23 protein-coding genes are annotated in these 22,381 nt (G+C 72.3%); 6 read left to right on the forward strand and 17 right to left on the reverse strand.

The features are described 5' to 3' along the window. Nucleotides 1–41: 41 nt before the first annotated feature. The gene (locus RCO28_RS15595) at nucleotides 42–1,343 is read right to left on the reverse strand and encodes an alpha/beta fold hydrolase (RefSeq protein ID WP_308941717.1); all 1,302 of its coding nucleotides are present in this window, start codon (nucleotides 1,341–1,343) and stop codon (nucleotides 42–44) included. Between the two features lie 159 nt (nucleotides 1,344–1,502). Here RCO28_RS15595 and RCO28_RS15600 point away from each other — a divergent pair, with 159 nt between their 5' ends. The 5 genes from RCO28_RS15600 to RCO28_RS15620 all read left to right on the forward strand — a co-directional run bounded on the left by RCO28_RS15600 (nucleotide 1,503) and on the right by RCO28_RS15620 (nucleotide 6,378). Further along, on the forward strand, nucleotides 1,503–2,258 hold the full coding sequence (locus RCO28_RS15600) for a (Fe-S)-binding protein (protein ID WP_308941718.1): 756 nt from the start codon (nucleotides 1,503–1,505) through the stop codon (nucleotides 2,256–2,258). After that, nucleotides 2,255–3,748, forward strand: coding sequence for a LutB/LldF family L-lactate oxidation iron-sulfur protein (locus tag RCO28_RS15605; RefSeq protein WP_308941719.1), 1,494 nt, complete (start codon nucleotides 2,255–2,257; stop codon nucleotides 3,746–3,748). The genes RCO28_RS15600 and RCO28_RS15605 overlap by 4 nt, the downstream gene beginning before the upstream one ends. Beyond that, the gene (locus RCO28_RS15610; protein ID WP_308941720.1) at nucleotides 3,745–4,401 is read left to right on the forward strand and encodes a lactate utilization protein C; all 657 of its coding nucleotides are present in this window, start codon (nucleotides 3,745–3,747) and stop codon (nucleotides 4,399–4,401) included. Before RCO28_RS15605 ends, RCO28_RS15610 begins: the two co-directional genes overlap by 4 nt. A 5-nt stretch (nucleotides 4,402–4,406) precedes the next feature. Beyond that, nucleotides 4,407–5,570 (forward strand): betaine/proline/choline family ABC transporter ATP-binding protein, encoded by a 1,164-nt coding sequence (locus RCO28_RS15615; protein WP_308941721.1) that lies wholly within the window; start codon nucleotides 4,407–4,409, stop codon nucleotides 5,568–5,570. A 133-nt stretch (nucleotides 5,571–5,703) separates the two neighbouring features. Continuing rightward, complete coding sequence (locus tag RCO28_RS15620; RefSeq protein WP_308941722.1) at nucleotides 5,704–6,378, forward strand: hypothetical protein; 675 nt, start codon at nucleotides 5,704–5,706, stop codon at nucleotides 6,376–6,378. A gap of 14 nt (nucleotides 6,379–6,392) precedes the next feature. Here RCO28_RS15620 and RCO28_RS15625 read toward each other — a convergent pair whose 3' ends face one another. From RCO28_RS15625 to RCO28_RS15690, 14 genes are all read right to left on the reverse strand, one after another. After that, nucleotides 6,393–7,343 (reverse strand): ABC transporter substrate-binding protein, encoded by a 951-nt coding sequence (locus tag RCO28_RS15625; protein WP_308941723.1) that lies wholly within the window; start codon nucleotides 7,341–7,343, stop codon nucleotides 6,393–6,395. Continuing rightward, nucleotides 7,340–8,020, reverse strand: a complete 681-nt coding sequence (locus RCO28_RS15630) for an ABC transporter permease (RefSeq protein ID WP_308941724.1) — start codon at nucleotides 8,018–8,020, stop codon at nucleotides 7,340–7,342. Before RCO28_RS15630 ends, RCO28_RS15625 begins: the two co-directional genes overlap by 4 nt. After that, the gene (locus tag RCO28_RS15635; protein ID WP_308941725.1) at nucleotides 8,017–8,688 is read right to left on the reverse strand and encodes an ABC transporter permease; all 672 of its coding nucleotides are present in this window, start codon (nucleotides 8,686–8,688) and stop codon (nucleotides 8,017–8,019) included. Before RCO28_RS15635 ends, RCO28_RS15630 begins: the two co-directional genes overlap by 4 nt. Nucleotides 8,689–8,909: 221 nt before the next feature. Continuing rightward, nucleotides 8,910–9,593 (reverse strand): TetR/AcrR family transcriptional regulator, encoded by a 684-nt coding sequence (locus tag RCO28_RS15640; protein WP_308941726.1) that lies wholly within the window; start codon nucleotides 9,591–9,593, stop codon nucleotides 8,910–8,912. Nucleotides 9,594–9,667: 74 nt separating this feature from the next. Continuing rightward, nucleotides 9,668–11,521 carry a TIM barrel protein gene (locus RCO28_RS15645; RefSeq protein WP_308941727.1) on the reverse strand — a complete coding sequence of 618 codons (1,854 nt, stop codon included), beginning with the start codon at nucleotides 11,519–11,521 and terminating at the stop codon, nucleotides 9,668–9,670. Then, nucleotides 11,514–12,386 carry a shikimate dehydrogenase gene (locus tag RCO28_RS15650; protein ID WP_308941728.1) on the reverse strand — a complete coding sequence of 291 codons (873 nt, stop codon included), beginning with the start codon at nucleotides 12,384–12,386 and terminating at the stop codon, nucleotides 11,514–11,516. Before RCO28_RS15650 ends, RCO28_RS15645 begins: the two co-directional genes overlap by 8 nt. A gap of 155 nt (nucleotides 12,387–12,541) precedes the next feature. Then, nucleotides 12,542–13,918, reverse strand: a complete 1,377-nt coding sequence (locus tag RCO28_RS15655) for an MFS transporter (protein WP_308941729.1) — start codon at nucleotides 13,916–13,918, stop codon at nucleotides 12,542–12,544. 223 nt (nucleotides 13,919–14,141) lie between these two features. Beyond that, nucleotides 14,142–15,365: a 3-oxoadipate enol-lactonase gene (pcaD, locus tag RCO28_RS15660; RefSeq protein ID WP_308941730.1), complete on the reverse strand. Its 1,224-nt coding sequence runs from the start codon at nucleotides 15,363–15,365 to the stop codon at nucleotides 14,142–14,144. 89 nt (nucleotides 15,366–15,454) lie between these two features. Next, on the reverse strand, nucleotides 15,455–16,852 hold the full coding sequence (pcaB, locus tag RCO28_RS15665) for a 3-carboxy-cis,cis-muconate cycloisomerase (protein WP_308941731.1): 1,398 nt from the start codon (nucleotides 16,850–16,852) through the stop codon (nucleotides 15,455–15,457). Beyond that, nucleotides 16,849–17,442 carry a protocatechuate 3,4-dioxygenase subunit alpha gene (gene pcaG, locus RCO28_RS15670; RefSeq protein ID WP_308941732.1) on the reverse strand — a complete coding sequence of 198 codons (594 nt, stop codon included), beginning with the start codon at nucleotides 17,440–17,442 and terminating at the stop codon, nucleotides 16,849–16,851. The genes pcaB and pcaG overlap by 4 nt, the downstream gene beginning before the upstream one ends. A gap of 1 nt (nucleotide 17,443) precedes the next feature. After that, nucleotides 17,444–18,262 carry a protocatechuate 3,4-dioxygenase subunit beta gene (gene pcaH, locus RCO28_RS15675; RefSeq protein WP_308941733.1) on the reverse strand — a complete coding sequence of 273 codons (819 nt, stop codon included), beginning with the start codon at nucleotides 18,260–18,262 and terminating at the stop codon, nucleotides 17,444–17,446. A 12-nt stretch (nucleotides 18,263–18,274) separates the two neighbouring features. Then, nucleotides 18,275–19,501: a thiolase family protein gene (locus RCO28_RS15680; RefSeq protein WP_308941734.1), complete on the reverse strand. Its 1,227-nt coding sequence runs from the start codon at nucleotides 19,499–19,501 to the stop codon at nucleotides 18,275–18,277. Then, a complete protein-coding gene (locus RCO28_RS15685) occupies nucleotides 19,498–20,145 on the reverse strand; it encodes a CoA transferase subunit B (protein WP_308941735.1) in 648 nt (215 codons plus the stop codon). The genes RCO28_RS15680 and RCO28_RS15685 overlap by 4 nt, the downstream gene beginning before the upstream one ends. After that, on the reverse strand, nucleotides 20,142–20,900 hold the full coding sequence (locus RCO28_RS15690) for a CoA transferase subunit A (protein ID WP_308941736.1): 759 nt from the start codon (nucleotides 20,898–20,900) through the stop codon (nucleotides 20,142–20,144). Before RCO28_RS15690 ends, RCO28_RS15685 begins: the two co-directional genes overlap by 4 nt. 206 nt (nucleotides 20,901–21,106) lie before the next feature. Between RCO28_RS15690 and RCO28_RS15695 the strand changes: the two genes are divergently transcribed. Beyond that, a complete protein-coding gene (locus RCO28_RS15695) occupies nucleotides 21,107–21,550 on the forward strand; it encodes a MarR family transcriptional regulator (protein WP_308941938.1) in 444 nt (147 codons plus the stop codon). Nucleotides 21,551–21,629: 79 nt separating this feature from the next. Here the strand turns inward: RCO28_RS15695 and RCO28_RS15700 are convergent, their stop codons facing one another. Further along, on the reverse strand, nucleotides 21,630–22,022 hold the full coding sequence (locus RCO28_RS15700) for a VOC family protein (protein WP_308941737.1): 393 nt from the start codon (nucleotides 22,020–22,022) through the stop codon (nucleotides 21,630–21,632). Further along, complete coding sequence (locus RCO28_RS15705; protein ID WP_308941738.1) at nucleotides 22,019–22,330, reverse strand: metalloregulator ArsR/SmtB family transcription factor; 312 nt, start codon at nucleotides 22,328–22,330, stop codon at nucleotides 22,019–22,021. The genes RCO28_RS15700 and RCO28_RS15705 overlap by 4 nt, the downstream gene beginning before the upstream one ends. Between the last annotated feature and the right edge of the window lie 51 nt (nucleotides 22,331–22,381).

Here is a 22,381-nt window from a genome sequence, read left to right on the forward strand (position 1 = left end):
CAAGTCCTCAGCGGACAGCTCCGGCGGCTGCGCCCCCAGGCTCACCGTTCGTCGCGGGCCAACGCCAGCAAGCGGTCGAGGACTCGGGGCCCGCTCGCCCGTACCCCGTCGTGTTCGTACTCGTCCGTGACCCACGTCCGCAGGCCCCGGATCGCCCGGGCCGTGGTCAGTGAGTGGGACGTGTCCACGTACATGTCGTCGTGGTAGATCGCGGCAGCGGTCGGCACCGTGTTGCGGGCCAGGCGGGAGGGGTCGTACAGCGGGGTCCAGTCCGTGCGGGCGGCGAGGAGGCCGGCGGCCTCGCGGAGCGGGGCGAGCGAGGGGTCGCAGTCGAAGTGCCAGGGGTGCACCGTCTCGCCGGTGAACAGCAGCGGCGCGTCCCCCGCGAGCGAGCGCTCCGCGTCGAACTGCGGGAACTCGGCGCGCATGCGCTGCGCCGACCACGCGGTGGGCCGCTCGTCCTGGGCGTAGATCGCCTCGTGCACCAGCGCGTACAGCGGGTGGCCCGCGTAGGAGAGGGCCGAGTGGGCCTCCTCCAGGAAGGCGTCCGCGAGTTCGTGGCCGTTCGGCGTGCGGACGAACGCGTTCTCCAGGAGGTGATGGAGGCGGTGGCTGCCGTCGCCGGAGCCGAGCAGGATGCCGAGGGACTGGAAGGCCTCGACGGTCAGCAGGTAGCCGCCGCCCAGGGTGACCGGCCCGTGCTCGGCGAGGTGGCGGGCGATCCGGCGCGCCCGCTCGACGTCCTGCGGGTAACGGGCGTAGTGCGCCTCGACCTTGCGCTGGATCCGCGGGTACGCCGCCCGGTACACGTCGTCGGCGTGCGCGTCGAGGGAGGGCAGGCCGCCGGTGAGCAGGGCGGTGTGCAGGCCCTCGGGGGCGGTGGAGAGGTAGTGCGTGACGCAGAAGCCGCCGAAGCTCTGGCCGAGGACCGTCCACGGGGCGCCGCCGGTGAGCCGCGGCCTGATCGTCTCGCAGTCCCGGACGATGGAGTCGGCCCTGAAGTGCGCCAGGTAGTCGGCCTGTTCCCGCGGTCCGCCGCGCAGGGGCAGGGTCTGCCGGTTGGCGGGGGTGGAGCGGCCGGTGCCGCGCTGGTCGAGGAGCAGCACCCGGTACTCCTTGAGCGCGCGGGCGAGCCACGCCTGCCGTCCCACGAAGCGGCGCGCGCCGAAGCCCGGGCCGCCCTCCAGGTAGAGCAGCCAGGGCAGTTCGGCGTCGGACCGGTCGCCCGCGACCACCTCCCGTGCGTACAGCTCGATCCGCTCGCCGTCGGGGCGGGTGTGGTCGAGGGGTACGTCGAAGGTGTGGTCGGTGAGGACGACACCGGGCTGGCGGTAGCTGGTCAAGACGGCTCCTGGTACGGGAGTTGGGGCTTTGGGCCGGGCTGGCGGAACCGGCCCGCCGGGCTCGTGAAACGTATCAAGCCGAGGGTGCGCGGGGACTCCCCGTGGCGGCGCGGGCCGCGTACGCTGCCGCCATCCGATGATCGTCGCGGAAGGAGACGCATGCGTGTCGCCCTGTTCCTGACCTGCGTCAACGACACGCTCTATCCGGACACGGGCCGGGCGGTGGTGAAGCTCCTGGAGCGGCTCGGCGTCGACGTCGACTTCCCTCCGGGCCAGACCTGCTGCGGCCAGGCGCACTACAACACCGGCTACCGCCACCGCGCCGAGCCGCTCGCCCGGCACTTCGCGGAGGTCTTCGCCGGGTACGACGCGATCGTCACGCCGTCCGGCTCGTGCGGGGCGATGGTGCGGGAGCTGTACCCGCGCATGGGGGCGCGCGCCCGCGCGGAGGGCCGCGGCGAGGGGCTCGCGGCCGCGCTCGCGCCGGTCGTGCCGAGGACGTACGAGCTGACGGAGTTCCTCGTCGACGTGCTCGGTGTGACGGACGTCGGCGCGTACTACCCGCACAGGGTGACGTACCACCCGACCTGCCACGGGCTGCGCTCGCTCGGCCTCGGGGAGCGGCCGACGCGGCTGCTCGCGCAGGTGAAGGGCCTTGAGCTGGTCGAGCTGCCGGGCGCCGACGAGTGCTGCGGCTTCGGCGGCACGTTCTCCGTGAAGAACCCCGACGTGTCGGCGGCGATGGGCCTCGACAAGGTGCGGGCCGCCGAGTCCACCGGCGCCGGGGTGCTGTGCGCGGCGGACAACTCCTGCCTGATGCACATCGGCGGCACGCTGGCCCGCCTGGACAGCGCGATGCGGCCGGTGCACCTCGCGGAGATCCTGGCGAGCACGGAGGAGGAGCAACTCGTATGAGCGGCACATTCGTTGGGATGCCCGCCTTTCCGGAGGCCGCGCGCGACGCCGTGCGGGACACCACCCTGCGCGGCAATCTGCGGCACGCCACGCACACCATCCGGGCCAAACGCGCCAAGGCTGTCGCCGAGTTGGAGGACTGGGAGCGGCTGCGCGAGGCCGGTAAGCAGATCAAGGACCATACGCTCCGCCGACTCGACCACTATCTGGTGCAGTTGGAGGAGGCGGTGACCGCTGCGGGCGGCACCGTGCACTGGGCGGCCGACGCGGACGAGGCCAACCGGATCGTCGCGGGGCTCGTACGGGCGACCGGCGAGCGCGAGGTCGTCAAGGTCAAGTCGATGGCCACGCAGGAGATCGGCCTCAACGAAGCGCTCGCCGCCGAGGGCATCGCCGCGTACGAGACCGATCTCGCCGAGCTGATCGTGCAGTTGGGGGACGACCGGCCCAGCCATATCCTCGTCCCCGCGATCCACCGCAACCGCGGCGAGATCCGCGACATCTTCGCCCGCACCATGAGCGAGTGGGGCCGCCCCGCGCCCGACGGCCTCACGGACACACCGGCCGAACTGGCGGAGGCGGCGCGGCTGCATCTGCGGGAGAAGTTCCTGCGCGCCAAGGTCGGGATCTCGGGGGCCAACTTCATGGTCGCGGAGACCGGCACGCTCGTGGTCGTGGAGTCCGAGGGCAACGGGCGGATGTGTCTGACGCTGCCCGAGACGCTGATCTCGGTCGTGGGCATCGAGAAGCTGGTGCCGACCTGGCGGGACCTGGAGGTGTTCCTGCAGACCCTGCCGCGCTCCTCGACCGCAGAGCGGATGAACCCGTACACGTCGATGTGGACGGGGACGAGGGACGGTCTCACCGGGGAAGGCGACGGTCCGCGGAACTTCCACCTCGTCCTCCTCGACAACGGCCGCACCGACACCCTCGCCGACGAGGTCGGCCGCCAGGCCCTGCGCTGCATCCGCTGCTCGGCCTGCCTGAACGTCTGCCCGGTGTACGAGCGGGCCGGCGGGCATGCGTACGGCTCGGTCTACCCGGGCCCGATCGGGGCGATCCTCAGCCCTCAACTCCGGGGCACGGAAAGCGAGATCGACGCGTCCCTGCCGTACGCCTCCTCGCTCTGCGGGGCCTGCTTCGAGGTGTGCCCGGTCGCGATCGACATCCCGGAGGTGCTCGTGCATCTGCGGGAACGGGTCGTGCAGGGCGGGCCCGTGACGCGGCGGGGTACCAAGGTCACGCTGCGGCCCGCGAAGGGGCATGCCGCCGAGCGGGCCGCGATGCGCGCCGCCGCGTTCGCCTTCACGCATCCCGGCACGCTCGCCGCGGGCCAGCGCCTCGCCGCCCGCACCCGCCGCTTCCATCCGCGCCGCCTGCCGGGCCCCGGCCGGGCGTGGAGCGAGAGCCGCGAGCTGCCAAAGGTACCGGCGGAGCCGTTCCGGGACTGGTGGCGGCGTACGCGCGGAGGGAAGGACGGGGAGAAGTGAGCAGCAGGGATGTGATCCTGAACCGGGTCCGGCGGGCGCTGAGCGGCGCTCCTCCCGTCGAGGAGTCCGTGGACCGGACGTATCTCATGGAGCACGGCTCTCGCAGTACCGAGGAGACCGTCGACCTGCTCGCGGAGAACCTCGCCGACTACCGGGCGATCGTGCACCGCGCCGACGCGGCCGGGCTCGCGGAGCTGCTGAGGCGGCTGCTGTCCGAGCGCGGCGCCCGCAGCGTCCTCGTACCGCCGGGGTGGGACGCGTCGTGGGTCGAAGGGGCCGGGGATCTCGTGCGCGTGGAGGACCGGGCCGAGCAGACGCCGCAGGAGCTGGACGCCGTGGACAGTGTGGTCACGGGCTGCGCGGTCGCCGTCGCGGAGACCGGCACGATCGTCCTGGACGGCTCCCCCGACCAGGGCCGGCGCCGTATCACGCTGGTGCCGGACCACCACATCTGTGTCGTACGCGTCCCCGGGCAGGTCGCGTCGTCCGTGCCGCAGGCGCTGCGGCGGCTCGTTCCCGGGCGGCCGCTGACCTGGATCTCGGGCCCTTCCGCGACCAGCGACATCGAGCTGGACCGGGTGGAGGGGGTGCATGGGCCGCGCACCCTGGAGGTGGTTCTGCTGAGCGGGGGCCGATCCGCGCGGTTAGCGTGAAGGGCATGATCCGGTTCGAGCACGTCACGAAGCGCTACCCGGACGGCACGGTGGCCGTGGACGACCTGTCGTTCGAGGTCGGCGAGGGCGAACTGGTCACGCTCGTCGGCCCGTCGGGCTGCGGCAAGACGACCACGATGATGATGGTCAACCGCCTGATCGAGCCGACCTCGGGCGGGATCCACGTCGACGGCGAGGACATCTCCACGGTCGACCCGGTGCGGCTGCGCCGCCGGATCGGCTACGTCATCCAGCAGGTGGGCCTGTTCCCGCACCGCACGATCCTCGACAACACGGCGACGGTGCCCGCCCTGATCGGCTGGAAGCGGTCCAAGGCGCGGACCCGCGCCGCCGAACTCCTCGATCTGGTGGGCCTGGACCCGCAGACGTACGGCTCGCGCTATCCGCAGCAGCTCTCCGGCGGGCAGCGGCAGCGGGTCGGCGTGGCGCGGGCGCTCGCCGCGGACCCGCCGGTGCTCCTGATGGACGAGCCGTTCGGCGCGGTCGACCCGGTGGTGCGCGAGCAGTTGCAGGACGAGTTCCTGAAGATGCAGGCCAGGGTGCGCAAGACGGTGCTCCTCGTCACGCACGACATTGAGGAGGCCGTCCGCCTCGGCGACCGCATCGCGGTGTACGGGCAGGGCCGCATCGAGCAGTTCGACACTCCGGGCGCTGTCCTCGGCACCCCGGCCACGCCGTACGTCGCGGAGTTCGTGGGCGCCGACCGGGGCCTGAAGCGGCTCTCGGTGACGGAGATCGAGCCGGACGACCTGGAGGAGCCGCCGATCGCGCGGGTCGGCGAACCGGCCGCCGAGGCCGCGGCGCGGCTGCGCGCGGAGGGGGCGCGCTGGACGGTCGTCCTGGACGAGGCGGGCGAGCTGCACGGCTGGGCGGGCGTGGACGAGCTGGCGCTCGCGGGCGACGGCGGCACGGTCGGCGAGCTCGCGCACCGGATGAACTCCTGGGTGCCGGTGGGCGCCCCGCTCAAGCAGGCCTTCGGCGTGATGCTCCAGCACGACGCGGGCTGGGTAGCGGTCCTCGACGGCGCCCGCTTCCTGGGCGTCCTCACCCCGGCCAAACTCCACGAGGCCCTGCGCCGCTCGGTCGACGCGGACGCGCAGGGAGTTGCCCGGGACGAGGTGGAGTTCGACTCGGTCGCGGATGCGTAGCCCTGCCGGGGGGCGGGACTCACGCACCACGACCCCCACCGTCGACCAACGCACCGCCGATCGCCCTCCGGGCTCGTCCTCAATCGCCGGACGGGCTCCATTTTGAACGGCCCATCGGGCAGGATCGATCACCGTGAAGACCAAGGATCGCATCTCCTGGACCGCCCTGGCCGTCGGCCTGCTGATCGCCGGAACCGCCTGGACCACGCTCCGGATCGCCGACGCCAGCACCGAGACCACCCTCGGCACAGCCCCGCAACAGACCGGGAACATAGGCCTGGACCCGCTGAAAAAGGGCGAGATCCGGGCCGCGGACCGGTGGCCGGAGGCATGCCGCCTGGTGACTCAGGACGACGTCGAGGCGATTCTTCCCGACGCCGAAGAGATCCGGGAAGAGCCGCCCCTTCATGTCTACGCGCCCTCGATCAAGGAGTTCGCCGCGGACTCCTCGTGGAAGGAGAGCGACCGTGCCGAGAACGGCCGGTGCGAGTACGTCATGGAACTGCCGGGCGAGACATTCGCGGCCACGCGCGTCTGGGTCCGCGTCGACGCCGTGGCCGATCCCGGGCTGATCGCCGGCTACTTCGACAAGGTCGCCCTCATCGCCCATGAACGCTTCGGCACCGATGCCTGCGCCAACGACGGTGGGCTCGACGACAGTTGGACCTGCCGCAAGGGCCCGCTGATGTTCACGGTCGGCGGGCAGACCACCGCGACCTTCGAGGGCCGGATGGACGCGAGCCCCGCCTTCTGGCGCGACAAGGTCGGCCCGGCGTTCGTACGAGCCGTGGCAGCGAAGCTCGACTAGCCCGGCCCAACCCCCTACAACAACCGCTTCTGCTTCAAGTACGCCTCCGCCACGTCCTCCGGCAGGCGTCGCCAGGTGTCGACCTGCTGGTTGAGGGCGGTCAAGTCCTCTGTCGTGAGTGCGGAGTTGAGCTTGCCGAGGGCCTTGGCGACGCGGGCGCTGCCGGCGCGGGAGCGGTTGACGACGGGGACGATGTAGTCGGCGTTCTGGAGTTTCTTGTCGTCCTTCAGGAGGACCAGGCCGAACTCGTCGAGCGTGGCGTCCGTCGTCGTGGTGAGGACCAGCTGGTCCTGGCCGTTCTGCACCGCCTGCTTGGCCTGGGTGGTGCCGACGCCCTTGGGGTCGACCGAGGTGATCTCGATGCCGTACGTCTTCTCCAACCCCGGCTTGCAGTACGGGCGTTGGACGCACTCGTCACCTGCGGCCAGGCGGATTGGGATCTTGGCGCGGCCGAGGTCGCTGAGGGTTTTCAGGCCATGTTGCTTCGCGAAGGCGGCCGTTACGGCGAAGGCGTTCTGGTCGACGGCCTTGCCCGCGTCGAGGACCGTGAGCCCGCGGGGTGTGGCCAGTTCACGCAGGGCGGTCATGGTGGCGTTCAGGTCGGGTGAGCCCACGGGCTTGGCGTCGGGGCCGTTGGCCTTCGCGTTGAGCCAGTCCGCGAAGGTGGCGGCGTACTCGGGCACGACGTCGATCTGGCCGCTCTCCAGGGCGGGTTCGTACAGCTCGCGGTTGGCGACGGAGAGCAGCTGGGTGGAGTAGCCCTGCTCGCGCAGGAGCAGCGCGTACATCTGGGCGAGCAGGTCGCTCTCGGTGAATCCGGCGGACCCGATGGTGAGGCTGCGGCTGTCGCCGGGCGGCGCGGTGACCTCGCCCTGGTTCTCCAGGGCCGGGCCGGTGGTGCAGCCGGTGAGCAGGACGAGCAGCCCGGTGAGCACACCGGTCAGGCGGGCGCGCGTGGTCCTCATGTGGCCGCCGCCTTCCTGCGGGCCAGTCCTGGTGCCAGGCGTTCGCCGACTTCGAAGCAGGCCTCGACGAGCAGCGCGAACAAGGCGACGAGCACGGCACCCGCGACGACCTGCGGTGTGGAGGCGAGGTTGAAGCCCGCGGTGATGATGCGGCCGAGTCCGCCGCCGCCGGCGAGGGCCGCGATGGTGGCGGTGGCGACGAGCTGCACGGCCGCGATCCGCACGCCGTTGACGATCATCGGCAGCGCGAGCGGCGCCTCGACCCGCCACAGCACCTGCCGCCCGGTCATCCCCATCCCGCGCGCGGCCTGCACGATGCCGCGGTCGACGCCGCGCATCCCGACATACGCGTTGGTGAGCAGCGGCGGTACGGCGAACAGCACGAGGGCGACGACGGTGGGGCCCTCGCCGTATCGGCCGAGCGGGGTGAGCAGCAGCAGGACGAGCACGGCGAAGGTGGGGACGGCGCGGCCGACGTTGGAGATGTTCACGGCGAGCGCGCCGCCCTTGCCGAGGTGGCCGAGGACGAGGGCGACGGGCAGGGCGATCAGGCAGCTGACCGCCAGGCAGACGACGGTGAGGAGGAGGTGTTCGGTGAGGCGGTGCCAGACGCCGTCGGCGCCGGACCAGTGGTCGGCGTCGGTGAGCCAGCTCCAGGCGTCGGCGAGGGTGTTCATGAGCGCTGCCAGGGGGTGAGGAGCCGCTGCGCGCCGAGGAGCAGCAGATCGGCGGCGACGGCGATGACGACGCACAGCACGGACGCGGTGAGGACCTGCGCTTTGAAGTAGGTGTTCATGCCGGTGTAGATGAGGTTGCCGAGCCCGCCGTGGCCGACGATCGCGCCGATCGTGACGAGGGAGACCGCCGAGACGGTGGCGATCCGCAGGCCCGCCATGGCGGCGGGCAGCGCGAGCGGCAGTTCGACGGTGAGCAGCAGGCGTACAGGCCCGTATCCCATGCCCTTGGCGGCCTGCCGGGTCTCCTCGGGGACGGCGCGGAGCCCGGCGAGGATGTTCCGGACGAGCAGGGTGAGCGAGTACAGGACGAGTCCGGCGACGACGAGCGAGGCGGACAGCCCGTACAGCGGCAGGAGCAGCGAGAACATCGCGAGGGACGGGATCGTGTAGAGCACCGTGGTGAGTGCGAGGACCGGCCCGGCGGTGGTGTGGAAGCGGCGGGCGAGCAGCGCGAGCGGCACGGCGAGGAGCAGGGCGATCGCGACGGACAGCGCGGTCAGCTCCAGGTGCTGCAGGACGGCGTCGGCGAGGATGTGGCGGCGCGTGCTGAGGTAGTCGCCGCAGATCCATTCGTTGCGCGCGAGGCAGTCGTCCGGTGGCGCGGTCACCCGTCCATTGCAGCCCGGCGCGGGGAGCGGGGCGCGTCTTGCTGGCCCGTACGGGGCGTGCGCGCGTGACCTGGACGCCTCGCCCCGTACGGGTCGGGCTCAGACCTCCCGCTCCACGGGCAGCCACAGCTGGGCCTCGACCCCTGCCCGTGGCCGTCCGTGTACGTGGTGCGCAGGAGCGGAGGCCCGGGGGCGGAGCCCCCGAAGCGCGGCGGGATCGTTCAGTGGTCGGTCGACGTCAAGTAGGCGATCACCATGTCGGAGAGCATCGTGCGGTAGTGCTCGCGGGTGTCCTTCGCCGTCAGGTCGCGGGCGAACAGGGCCTGGAACGTGTGCCGGTTGGCGACCCGGAAGAAGCAGAACGAGCTGATCAGCGCGTGCAGGTCGACCGCGTCGACCTCCGCCGTGAACACGCCCTGCGCCCGGCCCTCGTCGAGGATGCGGGAAAGCACCTCGATCGCGGGCGAGTTGAGGTCGCCGAGGCTCGGGGCGGACGCGATGTGCTCGGCCTCGTGGATGTTCTCGATGGAGACGAGGCGGATGAAGTCGGGGTGGGCCTCGTGGTGGTCGAAGGTGAGCTCGGCCAGCCGGCGGATCGCGGCGACCGGCTCCAGGCCCTCGACGTCCAACTGCTGCTCCTGGCGGCGGATGACCGCGTACGCCCGCTCAAGGACGGCCGTGAACAGCTGCTCCTTGCTGCCGAAGTAGTAGTAGATCATCCGCTTCGTGGTCTGCGTTCGCGCGGCGATCTCGTCGACCCGGGCTCCGGTGAAGCCGAGCCGCGCGAACTCCTCCGTGGCCACGTCGAGGATCTCCGCCTGCGTGCGCGCCTTGTCCCGGGTGCGCTTGCCGTTCCCGGGCGCGGGGTCTTTCGACGGGGCGGTCGACGGCGGTACGGCGGCCATGCGGCTCCTCGGTGCGGGCGGTCCGGGCCGGTCATTCTATCTCCGCGGCCCGGACCGCCCGCTGGGCGGCCGTGTCACGGGTGGTGATGTGCGTACTGCGCGGCGAGCCTGATGCCCGCGTTCTGGGCGCCGTAGCCCTGGTGGCCGCCCGTGCGCTGGACCAGCTCGAAGAAGACGCGGCCTACAGCGGCGGTGTAGCAGTGCAGGAACTCGCCGTGCTCGTCGCGGTCGTAGAGGACGCCCGACTCCCGCAGTTCGTCGAGGAGCCGGGGGTCGAGGTCGTGGCGGGCGGCCAGGTCGTCGTAGTAGTTGGCGGGGATGGGGAGCAGGGCGGCGCCGCGGGCGCGCACGGCGCGGGCGGCCGCGATCACGTCGTCGGTGGCGAGGGCGATGTGCTGGAGCATCTGGTCGTCGGCCCCGGGCCCGGGCGCCACGTTGAGGGCGAGGCGCACCCCGCCCCCCGGTCCTGCGACGGCCCGGCTGCGGAACAGGCCGTACGGGTCGGCGAGGTCGAGGCTCTCGTGCACGGTGAGCCCGAGCACGCCCCGGTGGAACAGGACGGCCTCGTCGAACTGGTGCCAGGGCTGGGTCAGCGCGACGTGGTCGATGCGCTGGACGTGCCCGGGCTGCTCCTGCGGGCTTACGGGTACGGGCTCGAAGTCGCCGGTCCAGCTCGGGTGGTCGGGCCGGTCGGTGCGGCAGAAGAACAGCTCGGTGCCGTCAGGTGCGGCGACCGCGTCGAGGGGCGCGTCGCCGGGGGCGCGGCGGCGCGGCACGACGGGCGCGAGCAGGGCCTCGGCGCGGCGTGCGGCCTGCGCCGGGTCGGGGGTCTCCAGGCCGACCGCGGCGAGCGTCGGCCCGTAACGCCTGGACCCGGCACCGGAGTTGAGGAGAAGACGGGCGGCGCCCTGCTCCCACAGCTCGACCGGCTTGGAGGTGTGCCGCCCGGTGCGGGCGAAGCCGAGCGCGTCGAGGACGGCCCGTACGGGTTCGGTGTCGGGCGTGGCCAGTTCGGCGAAGGCGAAGCCGGTGGGCAGGGACGGGACGGGCGGCGCGGAGAGGCCGGCGGACTCCTCCAGGACGAGCAGCGAACGCAGCGCGTCCACGGCGGTCTGGGCGGCGTCGGCCTGCCGGAAGACGTCGTTGAACACTTCGAGGGAGAGCGGCCCGTCGTACCCGGCCCGCGCGGCGGCCGAGACGACGGAGGCGACGTCGAAGCCGCCCTGGCCCGGGAAGCAGCGGTGGTGGCGGCTCCACTGCAGGACGTCCATGGCCAGCTTCGGGGCGTCCGCGAGCTGCAGGAAGAAGATCTTCTCGCCCGGGATGGCGGCGATGCCGGAGACGTCGCTGCCGCGCGACAGGATGTGGAAGGAGTCCAGACAGGTGCCGAGCGCCGGGTGACCGGCCTGTTCGACGATGCGCCAGGCGTGGTCGTACGTGTCGACGTGCCGCCCCCAGGCGAGCGCCTCGTACGCGACCCGGATGCCGTGCTCATGGGCGCGCTCGGCGAGGCGGTGCAGCTGCTCGGCGGCGAGCGCGTCGTCGTCGAGGGCGCGCGGGTCGACGCTGGAGCAGACGAGCAGCAGGTCGGCGCCGAGCCTGCGCATCACGTCGAACTTCCGCTCCGCGCGCCGCAGATTGCGTACGAAGACGTCCTCGGGCACGGCCTCGACGTCGCGCATCGGCTGGTAGAGGTCGATGGCGAGGCCGAGGTCGGCGCAGCGGGCGCGGATCTCCTCAGGGCTGAGGGGCGTGCCGAGCAGGTCGTTCTCGAAGATCTCGACGCCGTCGAAACCGGCCGCCGCGATGGCGGTGAGCTTCTCGGAGAGCGGGCCGCTGAGGGAGACGGTGGCGATGGACTTGCGGGCGCCGAGCCTCGTATCGGGGGCTGACACCGGTTTGTACGGGGCGAGTTGGGGACTAACCATGGCGACCTCCGGCGAACGGGGCGGCGGGTTCGGTGAGCTGGGCGAAGTCCGTGAGCATGGCCTCGGTGTGCGGTTCGAGCCCGGTGAAGAGGCGGAACGCGTCGGCGGCCTGGAAGACGGCCATGCCGCCGCCGTCGACGGTGCGGCAGCCCAACTCTGCTGCTGTGTCGAGGAGTTGGGTACGCAGCGGCCGGTAGACGACCTCGGCGACCCAGAGTTCGGGGCGGAGCAGTTCGGCCGGGAGCGGCAGGCCGGGGTGGGCGGCCATGCCGGTCGGGGTGGCGTGTACGAGGCCGTCGGCGGTGGTGACGTCGGCGGGCCGGCCGGCGTCCGCGCGGCCCGCGCCGAAGCGGCGGGTGAGCGCGTCGGCGAGGGCGGTGGCGCGTGCCGGGTCGGTGTCGCAGACGGTGAGCCGGTCGACGCCGAGGTTGAGCAGGGCGTGCGCGACGGCGGCACCGGCGCCGCCCGCGCCGAGCTGCACGACGTGTCCGGTGGGCGCGTCGGGCAGGCCGCGCGCGAAGGCCTTGGCAAAGCCGGTGACGTCGGTGTTGTGTCCGACGGCGCGCCCGTCGCGCAGGACGACGGTGTTCACGGCGCCCAACTCGGCCGCTTCCGGGGCGAGTTCGTCGAGGTGCTCGATGACGAGCTGCTTGCAGGGGTGCGTGATGTTCAGCCCGTCGAAGCCGAGGAGGCGGGCGGCGCGCAGGAGCTCGCCCACCTCCTCGGGCGGGGTGCCGAGCACGTCGAGGTCGAGGGTGCGGTAGAGCAGCGGCACACCGTGCCGCGCCGCCTCACGTTCGTGCAGGGCGGGGCTGAGCGAGGGCCCGATACCGGAGCCGATCAGTCCGGTGAGGTACGAGGACACGGGGTGGGGCGCCTTTCTGGTGGGCCGGGGCGGACTTTCAGCCCTACTGGGGCAAATCCAGCCCCTCCGGCGTTTGAGGAGCGGGGTCTGGGGCGGAGCCCCAGTTACGGGAAGGGGCGGGGCTGGGGAAGAAGAACGCGGCGCGCAGCCACGGCTCAGACGGCCGCCGACTCAGCCTTGGCGAGGTCCGGGCCAGCCGCGAACTCACCTTGCTTGAGGCCGAGTTGAGCCGTAGGCACCTTGTGCGTCTCACGCCCCGTAGCCACCGCCACGGCACAGATCACACAGACGACAGCCGAGAAGATCGCGACCCCCACCCAGTTGGACCCATCCCCACCCGCGATCCGCTCGGCGATGGAGACCGCGAACCCGGCGACCGCGAAGCCGATCTGAGTGCCGACAGCCATCCCCGAGAGCCGCACCCGAGCCGGGAACATCTCCCCGTAGAACGACGGCCAGATCCCGTTGGCCGCGCTGTAGACGACGCCGAAGAAGAGCACGCCGACGGCGAAGACCAGCGGGTAGCTGCCGAGGGAGATCGCCCACAGGTAGACGAAGATCAGCACGGCGCAGCCGATCGCGCCGATGAGGAAGACGGGCTTGCGGCCGATGCGGTCGGAGAGCTTGGCCCAGAGCGGGATGGCGAGCAGGGCGACGGCGTTGGCGCAGCCGTTGACCCAGAGCATGCCGGTCTTGTCGAGTCCGACCGCGTCGCTCGTGGCGTACGCGAGGGCCCAGACGGAGAAGATCGTGCTGACCGTGGCGATCAGGGCCGCGCAGATCACGCGCAGGACGCTCGCCCAGTGGTTCACGAGCAGCTCGGCGAGCGGCATCTTCGCGACGGCCGCGTTGGCGGTGGCCTGCTCGAACACCGGGGTCTCGTCGAGGGTGCGGCGGATGACGTACCCGATGACGGCGACGATCGCGCTCAGCAGGAACGGGATGCGCCAGCCCCAGGTGTAGAGCTGCTCGTCGGGCAGCGCGGCGACCGGGATGAACGCGAGGGTGGCGAGGATCTGACCGGCCTGGGTCCCGTTGAGGGTGAAGCTGGTGTAGTAGCCGCGGCGGTGTTCCGGGGCGTGTTCCAGGGTCATGGCGTTGGCGCTGGCCTGCTCGCCGGCCGCGGAGAGTCCCTGCAGGACGCGCATCACGACGAGCAGCGTGGGGGCGAGCGTGCCGGCCTGGGCGTACGTGGGCAGGCAGCCGATCAGGAACGTGGACAGGCCCATGAGGACGAGCGTCCACACCATGATCGTGCGGCGGCCGACGCGGTCGCCGATGTGGCCGAGGAAGAGGGCGCCGACGGGGCGGGCCGCGTAGGCGACGCCGAAGGTGGCGAGCGAGATCAGCGTGGCGGTGGCCGGGTCGTCCGGGTTGAAGAAGACCTTCGGGAAGACCAGGGCGGCGGCGCTGCCGTAGATGAAGAAGTCATAGTACTCGAGCGCGCTGCCGATCCAGGCGGCGAAGGCGGCCTTGCGCGGCTTGCCTGCCGACGGGGCGGATGGCACCGGGGCGGCTTCCTGGTGGGACACGGGGGCTCCTCGGGGGGAGAGGCAGGATATACCGGGCGGCTCGCGGAGGGCTGCGCCCGAGGGGAGGTACTTCCGGGAAGTGCGACCGCACCCTGACACGTGCAGTTAACGCACTAGATAGTTAATTAACTTGGCTGTGATGCTGCCCGGACCTCCGGGTGGTGTCAATAGGTCCGGCGGCATTCCGCCGCACAGATCCGTCCGGAGGTACGGGCTGCCCAGCTCAGGCGGATGCGTCGCCGCCCCGCGGACCGTCCAGACCGCCCAGACCGTCCCGACCGTCCAAACCATCCAGGCCGTGCAAACCGTCCAGACCGTCCTCGGCCAGGACCCCCTGGGCCACCGCGAGCGCGGCATTGGCGGCGGGCACGCCGACGTACACGCCGCACTGCAGCAGCACGGCACCGATCTCCTCGGGCCTGAGCCCGTTGCGTACGGCGGCGCGGACGTGCATGCCGAGTTCGTCGAGGTGGCCGTGGGCGACGAGGGCGGTGAGCGTGACGAGGCTGCGGTCGCGGCGGCTCAGGGTGGGGTCGGTCCAGATCTCGCCCCAGGCGTAGCGGGCGATGAAGTCCTGGAACCCGGCCGTGAGCGGGGTGGTGCGCGCCTGGGCTCGGTCGACGTGGGCGTCGCCGAGCACCTCGCGGCGCACCGCCATGCCACGGCCGGGGCCGGGTGCCGCGAAGTGGTCGCGCAGGGCGGCCAGCACGGCGCCGGGTTGTTCGGCGGGCGCGAGGTGCGAGGCGTGCGCCAGCTCCGTGAGCCGGGCGCCGGGCACGGCGTCGGCGATCTCCCGCGCGTGCGCGGGGGGCGTGGCCGGGTCGTCCCGCCCGGCGAGCACCAGCGTGGGCGCGGTGACGGACGGCAGGTCGGGACGCAGGTCGAGCACGGCGAGCGCGTCACAGCAGGCCGCGTACGCCTGCGGGTCGGTGCGCCGCAGGTCGTCGACGAGCGTGTGCCCGAGCTGTCCCTCCCGGCCCTCAAGGAAGCCCGGCGTGAACCACCGCCCCGGCGCCCCTCCGGCGACCGCTCCCGTGCCCGACTCCCTGACGAGGGCGGCCCGCTCGTGCCACGGCTCGGGCGGCCCGAAGTGCGCGGAGGAGCAGACGACGGCGAGCCGGTCGACCCGCTCGGGATGGTGCACGGCCAGCCACAGGCCGACGGCCCCGCCGAGCGAGACGCCCGCGTAGTGGAACCGGTCGATGCCGAGATGGTCAGCCAACTCCAGTACCAGGGCGCCGAGTTGGGCGACAGTGGCGTCGGGCCCGATCAGCCCGGCGGGCGACCGGCCGTGCCCCGGAAGGTCCCATCGGACGGTACGGAACGCCGAACTCAACTCGGGCGCCACGGCATCCCACAGGGCGGTGGACGTGCCGAGGGAGGGCCCGAGGAGGAGCGCGGGGGCGGTCGGGGGGCCGGCGGAGTGGTGGTGCAGCGTGTCGTTCATGACGGACTCATTCGTTGCTGACTCATTCGTGGCTGACCATTCGTGGCTGACCATTCGTTGCTGACTCATGCGTGGCTGAAGAGGAGGGCTCAGCGCCGGGTGAGGGCGCGGTCGGTGAGCGCCGCGGCGGCGCCGGTGTAGCGGGTGGGGTCGGTCAGCTCGGCCAGGTCGAGGGCGGCGACGGCCTCCTCGTCGAGACCTTCGGCGCGCAGCAGTTCGGCCCAACTCGACTCCTCCGCAAGGCCGTTGGCGGAGGCCTTGGTCAGGAGCTGTTTGGCCCGAGCCCGGCCGAGCGGGCCGGAGAGGGCGGCGGCCAGTCGTTCCGTCACGATCAGGCCGCCCGTGAGGTCCAGGTGGGCCCGCATCCGGTCGGGGTACACCCGCAGCCCGGCGGCGAGTTCGGCGGCGTCACGCGCGGCTCCGCCCACCGTACGCAGCAGCTCCCGGAGCGTCTCCCACTCGGCGTGCCACGCCCCGGCGGGCCGTTCGTCCTCCGCCGCCACGCTGCCGTACAGCGTGGCCGCGAGGGCCGGGCCGCGGCGGGCCGCGGCGGCGATCAGCGTGGACCGGACCGGGTTGGCCTTGTGCGGCATGGCCGACGAGCCTCCCCCGCCGCCCTCGGCGAGCTCGCCGATCTCGGTGCGGGAGAGCACGAGCACATCGGCGGCGAACTTTCCGAGCGCGCCCGCCGCGAACGCGAGCGCACCGGCCAGGTCCGCGACCGGTGTACGCAAGGTATGCCAGGGCAACTCCGGTTCTGCCAAGCCGAGTTGACGGGCATACACGGGAAGCAACGCAAGCCCCGAGGCCCCCTCCCCCACTCCCCCCACTCCCCCGAACTCCCCGAGTTCCCCGAACTCCCCGAACGCCGCCAACGTGCCCGCCGCACCGCCGAGTTGAGCGGGCAGGCCTGCCCGTACGGCCATGAGGCGGTCCCGGGCGTCGAGGGTCAGGGAGCGCCAGCCCGCCGCCTTCAGGCCGAAGGTCGTGGGCACGGCGTGCTGGGTGAGCGTGCGACCCGGCATCGGGGTGGCGCGGTGGGCGGCGGCGAGCGTGCCCAACTCCTGTGCTGTCCGGTCGAGTTCGGGCACGAGCAGGTCAAGGACGCGGGAGGCGACCAGCATCGCCGCCGAGTCCAGGATGTCCTGGCTCGTCGCACCCCGGTGCACATACTCCGCGGCCTCCTGAGGCACCGCCGCCGTGAGGTCCGCGACCAGCGGGATCACCGGGTTGCCGCCCGCGCGGGCGCGCACCGCGAGGTCGCGGACGTCGAACCGCTCGGCGCGCGCGGCCTCGGTGACGGCATCGGCGGCCAGGTCGGGCGCGAGGCCGAGTTCGGCCTGGGCCCGCGTCAGGGCCGCCTCCGCGTCCAGCATGGCCCGCAGGAACTCCCGGTCACCGGTGGCGTGTTCGGCGGGCGATGCCACCCGGCCGGGCGCGAGCAACCCGACGTCGAACCCGCCGCCCGTACCCTCCTCGTACGTCATGAGAACTCCAGGAACACCGTTTCGTCCGGCCCTTGCAGGCGCAGGTCGAAGCGGTACGTGGCGTGCGGTTCGGGGGTGGCGAGGAGCGTTGCCCGGCGCTCGGCGGGGAGCGCGGCGAGGAGCGGATCGGCCTCGGCCCCACTTCCGGCAGCGTCCGGCACGTACACGCGCGTGAACAGGTGGTGGGTGAGGCCGCGGGCGAACACGCAGACACTCAGGTACGGGGCGTGGCCGCCGCGGGCGCCGGGGCGCAGGGTGCGGATCACCCAGTGGCCGTCGGCGTCGGTGGCGACGCGCGCGAAACCGGTGAAGTCGACGCCGTTGCGGCCGAGAAAGCCACCGGTGACCGGATCGCGCCGCAACGAGCCGCCCTGCTGCGGGAGTTGGCCTTCCGCGTCCGGGCCCCAGAACTCCAGGAGCGCGTCCGGTACGGGTGCGCCCGCGCCGTCGAGGACCCGGCCGTGCACGGTGACCGTGTCGGGGTGGGCGTGCGGGGCGGCGTCGGGGCCGCCGGGGAAGGGCAGGGCGTAGCCGTAGAACGGGCCGATGGTGTGCGACGGGGTGGGCGCGGGCCGGGTGTGGCTGCTCATGTCAGCGTCCCTCCTCGATCCAGGTGGCGGCGGGGCCGTCGAGCACGATGTCCCAGCGGTAGCCGAGGGACCACTCGGGCTTGGACAGGTCATGGTCGTAGGCGGCGACGAGGCGGGCGCGGGCGGCCTCGTCGGTGACGGACTGCAGGATCGGGTCGTACGCGAAGAGCGGGTCGCCCGGGAAGTACATCTGGGTGACGAGGCGCTGCGTGAAGGCCGAGCCGAACAGCGAGAAGTGGATGTGGGCGGGCCGCCAGGCGCCCGTGTGGTTGCGCCAGGGGTAGGCGCCGGGCTTGATGGTGGTGAAGCGGTACGAGCCGTCGTCGCCGGTCAACACCCGCCCCACACCGGTGAAGTGGGGGTCGAGGGGCGCGGGGTGCTGGTCGCGCTGGTGGGCGTAGCGGCCGGAGGCGTTGGCCTGCCAGAGCTCGATCAGCTGGCGGCGCACGGGCCGCCCGTCGCGGTCGAGGAGCCGGCCGCTGACGGTGATGCGCTCGCCGAGCGGCTCGCCCTGGTGCTGCCGGGTGAGGTCGCTGTCGAGCTCGGTGACGTCGGTCTCGCCGAAGGCGGGCGAGGAGAGCTCGATGGCCTCCGGGTCGAGCCGGGTGTCGATGGCTACGGGCGGCCGGGTGGGGTGGCGCAGCGCGCTGGAGCGGTAGGGGGCGTAGTCGCGCCGCGGGTGGTGGCTCGGCTCGGCGCCCTCGGCGAGGCCCTTCTCGTACGCCTCGCGCTCGCGCGCCATCTGGCGGTCGATGTCCGCCTGCGTCAACTCCCGTGCAGGGGAGGCCTGTTCGGGGACCGTGCGGGTGGTCTCGGTCATGGACGTCAACTCCTAGCGTTCGAGTACGAGGGCGAGGCCCTGGCCGACACCGATGCACAGGGTGGCCACGCCCACCCCGGAGCCCTTGCGGGCGAGCTGGTGCGCGACGGTCCCGGCGAGCCGGGCGCCGGAGGCACCGAGGGGGTGGCCGAGGGCGATGGCGCCGCCCTGCGGGTTGAGCACGGCCGGGTCGAACTCCGGCCACTCGGCGACACAGCCGAGGACCTGCGCGGCGAAGGCCTCGTTCAGCTCCAGGGTCGACAGGTCGGCAAAGCTCTTTCCCGCCTTGCCGAGGGCGCGGTTGACGGCCTCGACGGGGGCGAGCCCGAAGTAGTGCGGGTCGAGCGCGGCCACCCCGGTCGCGGAGATCCGCGCGAGCGGCGTGCGTCCGGTGGCGCGCAGCCCCTCCTCGTCGGCGAGGAGCAGCGCGGAAGCACCGTCGTTGAGCGGCGAGGCATTGCCCGCGGTGACGGTGCCTGAGTCCGGGCGGAAGGAGGGCTTCAGGCGGGCGAGGGCGTCCAGGGAGGTGTCGGGGCGGAGCGACTCGTCGCGTTCGAACGGCACCGGGCCACCCTTGCGCGCGGGCACGGGGACGGGCACGACCTCGTCGGCGAACAGCCCCTTCTCCCAGGCCTCGGCGGCCTTCTCGTGACTGCGCAGGGCGTACGCGTCCTGCTGCTCGCGGCTGATCTTGTGCTTGTCGGCGATGAGTTCGGCGGACTCGCCGAGCGGCACGGTCCACTCGGGCGCCATCCTCGGGTTGACCATGCGCCAGCCGAGGGTCGTCGAGTACAGCTCGGCGTGCCCGGCCGGGAAGGCCCGCTCGCTCTTGGGCAGCACGTACGGCGCGCGGCTCATCGACTCGACGCCGCCCGCGAGGGCGAGGTGGGCGTCCCCGACGGCGATGGCGCGGGCCGCCTGGATCACCGCTTCGAGGCCGGAGGCGCAGAGCCGGTTGACGGTGGCGCCGGGCACGGAGGTGGGCAGCCCGGCGAGCAGGGTGGCCATGCGGGCGACGTTGCGGTTCTCCTCGCCGGCGCCGTTGGCATTGCCGACGTACACGTCACCGATCCGGGACGGGTCCAACTCCGGTGTACGGGCGAGGAGTTCACGGATGACATGGGCGGCCAGGTCGTCGGGGCGGACCCCGGCGAGAGTGCCGCCGTACTTGCCGACGGGCGTGCGCACCGCGTCGACCACGTACACGTCCTTGCACGCGTTCTTGTACGCGTTCTTCATCGGACGACCTCCTCGGGGATGTGCACCTTGGTGGCGGTGCGGGCGACGATCTCGTCGGCGGTGACGCCGGGCGCGGTCTCGATCAGGGCGAGGCCGTCCTCGGTCACGTCGAGGACGCCGAGGTCGGTGACGATCCGGTCGACGCAGGCCTTCCCGGTGAGCGGCAGCGTGCACTCCTCGACGAGCTTGGGGCTGCCGTCCTTGGCGGTGTGGGTCATGGTGACGATCACCCGGCGGGCGCCGTGCACCAGGTCCATGGCGCCGCCGATGCCGGTGACGAGCTTGCCGGGCACGGCCCAGTTGGCGAGGTCGCCGCGCGCGGACACCTGCATCGCGCCGAGCACGGCGACGTCGATGTGGCCGCCGCGGATCATCCCGAAGGAAAGCGCCGAGTCGAAGAACGACGCCCCGGGAAGGACGGTGACCGTCTCCTTGCCCGCGTTGATGAGGTCCGGGTCGACCTCGTCCTCGTACGGGTACGGGCCCGTGCCGAGGATGCCGTTCTCCGATTCGAGGACGACCTCGACGCCGGGCGGCAGATGGCCCGGGATCAGCGTGGGCAGTCCGATGCCGAGGTTGACGTACTCGCCGCCCCGCAGTTCACGGGCGGCGCGGGCCGCCATCTCGCCCCTGGTCCAGCTCATCGGGTCCGCACCGTCCTCTGCTCGATCCGCTTGTCGGCCGCTTGCCCGGGGGTGAGCGCGACGACGCGCTGCACGAAGATGCCCGGCACGTGCACCTGGTCCGGGTCGATCTCGCCGGGCTCGACCAGCTCCTCCACCTCGGCGACGGTGACGCGTCCGGCCATCGCGGCGAGCGGGTTGAAGTTCCGCGCGGACTTGGCGAACACGAGGTTGCCGTGCCGGTCGCCCTTCGCGGCCCGTACGAGGGCGAAGTCGGTGCGGATGCCGCGCTCCAGGACGTACTCGGTGCCGTCGAACTCCCGCACCTCCTTCGGCGGCGAGGCGAGCGCGACGCCGCCGTCGCCGTCGTACCGCCACGGCAGTCCGCCCTCGGCGACCTGGGTGCCGACCCCCGCCGGGGTGTAGAACGCCGGGATCCCGGCGCCGCCCGCGCGCAGCCGCTCGGCGAGCGTGCCCTGCGGGATCAGCTCGACCTCCAGCTCACCGGCGAGGTACTGGCGCGCGAACTCCTTGTTGGCGCCGATGTACGAGCCGGTCACGCGGGCGATCCGGCCGGCCGCGAGCAGCACGGCGAGCCCGGAGTCCATGGCTCCGCAGTTGTTCGACACGACCTCCAGGCCGCCGACGCCGCGCGCGTGCACGGCCTCGATCAGCGCGTTCGGCACTCCGCTCAGGCCGAAGCCGCCGACCGCGAACGACGCCCCGTCCCGGACGTCGGCCACGGCCTCGGCGGCCGTGTCCACCACCTTGTCCATCCGTACGCTCCCGCCTTCATGCAGGTTCCGTCAGCACGCGAATCAATCCAGCGGAATCAATCCAGCGGAATTAATCAGTGCACTGACTATCTCTGTATGAGTCCGAAGCGTGGCATCATGTCTGGCCTGGGTCAAGACCCTCAGTGCAAGGAGCATCTCGGTACGAGGAGTACGAGGAGCACCTCGCCGCCGACGGAAGGACGTACGTGCCCGCGCTCGACCTCAGTACGCATCCCGGCCATCTGGCCCGCCGGCTGCAGCAGGCGCACACCCTGCTGTGGCACACGGTCGTCTCGGAGGACGTCACCTCGCCGCAGTTCGCGGTGCTCAACGCGCTGGTGGGCGAGGGTGGCATGGATCAGCGGTCGGTGGGCGAGCGTGTCGGCCTGGACCGCTCCACGGTCGCCGAGGTGATCCGCCGCCTGGTCGACCGCGGCCTGCTCGACAAGGTCCGCGACCCGAAGGACGGCCGCCGCTCGGTCCTGCACGCCACGGACGAGGGGCGGCGCGTCCACCGGCGCCTGTCCCCTCGTACGGCCCGGATGAACCAGATCTTCCTGGCCCCGCTGAATCCGGAGGAACAGTCCACGTTCCTGGAGTTGCTGCAACGGGTGGCGGACTCGGCGGAGGGCTTGCGGGGCACCCTCTAGCTCCGCTCGTCCTGCTCCCAGCGCCCGGAGGCCGCCGCTTCGGCTGTAGCTACGTCGGCTGTGGCTACTTCGGCTGTGGCTACTTCGGCTGTGTGGCGATCTGGATGAGATTGCCGCAGGTGTCGTCGAAGACGGCCGTCGTGACGGGGCCCATCTCCACGGGCTCCTGGGTGAAGTGGACGCCGAGGCCGGTGAGCCGCTCGTGCTCCGCCCGCACGTCGGTGACGGCGAACTGGGCGATCGGGATGCCGTCCGCGACGAGGGCGTCGCGGTAGGGCTTGACGGCCGGGTGGCCCGCGGGCTCCAGGAGGAGCTCGGTGCCCTCGGCGTCCTCGGGCGAGACGACGGTCAGCCAGCGGTCCTCTCCGCCGACCGGGACGTCGTGCTTCTTCACGAAGCCCAGGATCTCGGTGTAGAAGCGCTCGGCCTTCGTCTGGTCGTCAACGAAGACACTGGTCAGATGGATCTTCATGGGGTGCTCTCCTCCGGTCCTGAGGGGACGCGCGGCTCGGGAACGGGCCACCGCTCGGTGATCTGCCGCAGCGGGGCCGTGTTCAGGTCGTGGTACTTGTAGCGGCCCTCCCGCCTCGTCTCGACGAGCCCCGCGGACTCGAGCACGGCGAGGTGCTGGGAGACCGCCTGGCGCGAGAGGCCGAGCTGGTGCTTCATGCTCAGCCGCCCGCAGATCTCGAACAGTGTCTGCCCTGAGCGGTCCGCGAGCTCGTCGAGGATGGTGCGACGGGTGGGGTCGGCCAAGGCTTTGAACAGGTCATCGGCCACACCCTCAGCATAGGCAAGTGACGACTTGCCTATCAACCTGGCCGCCCACAC

This window comes from Streptomyces sp. LHD-70 (assembly GCF_031157275.1).
In the GTDB taxonomy this organism is placed as follows: Bacteria; Actinomycetota; Actinomycetes; order Streptomycetales; family Streptomycetaceae; genus Streptomyces.

Bases quoted from the DNA above. Each gene is read 5' to 3' on its own strand.
- RCO28_RS15680 (WP_308941734.1), bottom strand. From the start codon at position 19,501: ATGAAGAACGCGTACAAGAACGCGTGCAAGGACGTGTACGTGGTCGAC.
- pcaB (WP_308941731.1), bottom strand. From the start codon at position 16,852: ATGACGTACGAGGAGGGTACGGGCGGCGGGTTCGACGTCGGGTTGCTC.
- pcaD (WP_308941730.1), bottom strand. From the start codon at position 15,365: ATGAACGACACGCTGCACCACCACTCCGCCGGCCCCCCGACCGCCCCC.
- RCO28_RS15625 (WP_308941723.1), bottom strand. From the start codon at position 7,343: ATGAGGACCACGCGCGCCCGCCTGACCGGTGTGCTCACCGGGCTGCTC.
- RCO28_RS15685 (WP_308941735.1), bottom strand. From the start codon at position 20,145: ATGAGCTGGACCAGGGGCGAGATGGCGGCCCGCGCCGCCCGTGAACTG.
- RCO28_RS15615 (WP_308941721.1), top strand. From the start codon at position 4,407: ATGATCCGGTTCGAGCACGTCACGAAGCGCTACCCGGACGGCACGGTG.
- RCO28_RS15690 (WP_308941736.1), bottom strand. From the start codon at position 20,900: ATGGACAAGGTGGTGGACACGGCCGCCGAGGCCGTGGCCGACGTCCGG.
- pcaG (WP_308941732.1), bottom strand. From the start codon at position 17,442: ATGAGCAGCCACACCCGGCCCGCGCCCACCCCGTCGCACACCATCGGC.
- pcaH (WP_308941733.1), bottom strand. From the start codon at position 18,262: ATGACCGAGACCACCCGCACGGTCCCCGAACAGGCCTCCCCTGCACGG.
- RCO28_RS15600 (WP_308941718.1), top strand. From the start codon at position 1,503: ATGCGTGTCGCCCTGTTCCTGACCTGCGTCAACGACACGCTCTATCCG.
- RCO28_RS15700 (WP_308941737.1), bottom strand. From the start codon at position 22,022: ATGAAGATCCATCTGACCAGTGTCTTCGTTGACGACCAGACGAAGGCC.
- RCO28_RS15640 (WP_308941726.1), bottom strand. From the start codon at position 9,593: ATGGCCGCCGTACCGCCGTCGACCGCCCCGTCGAAAGACCCCGCGCCC.
- RCO28_RS15645 (WP_308941727.1), bottom strand. From the start codon at position 11,521: ATGGTTAGTCCCCAACTCGCCCCGTACAAACCGGTGTCAGCCCCCGAT.
- RCO28_RS15605 (WP_308941719.1), top strand. From the start codon at position 2,255: ATGAGCGGCACATTCGTTGGGATGCCCGCCTTTCCGGAGGCCGCGCGC.
- RCO28_RS15630 (WP_308941724.1), bottom strand. From the start codon at position 8,020: ATGAACACCCTCGCCGACGCCTGGAGCTGGCTCACCGACGCCGACCAC.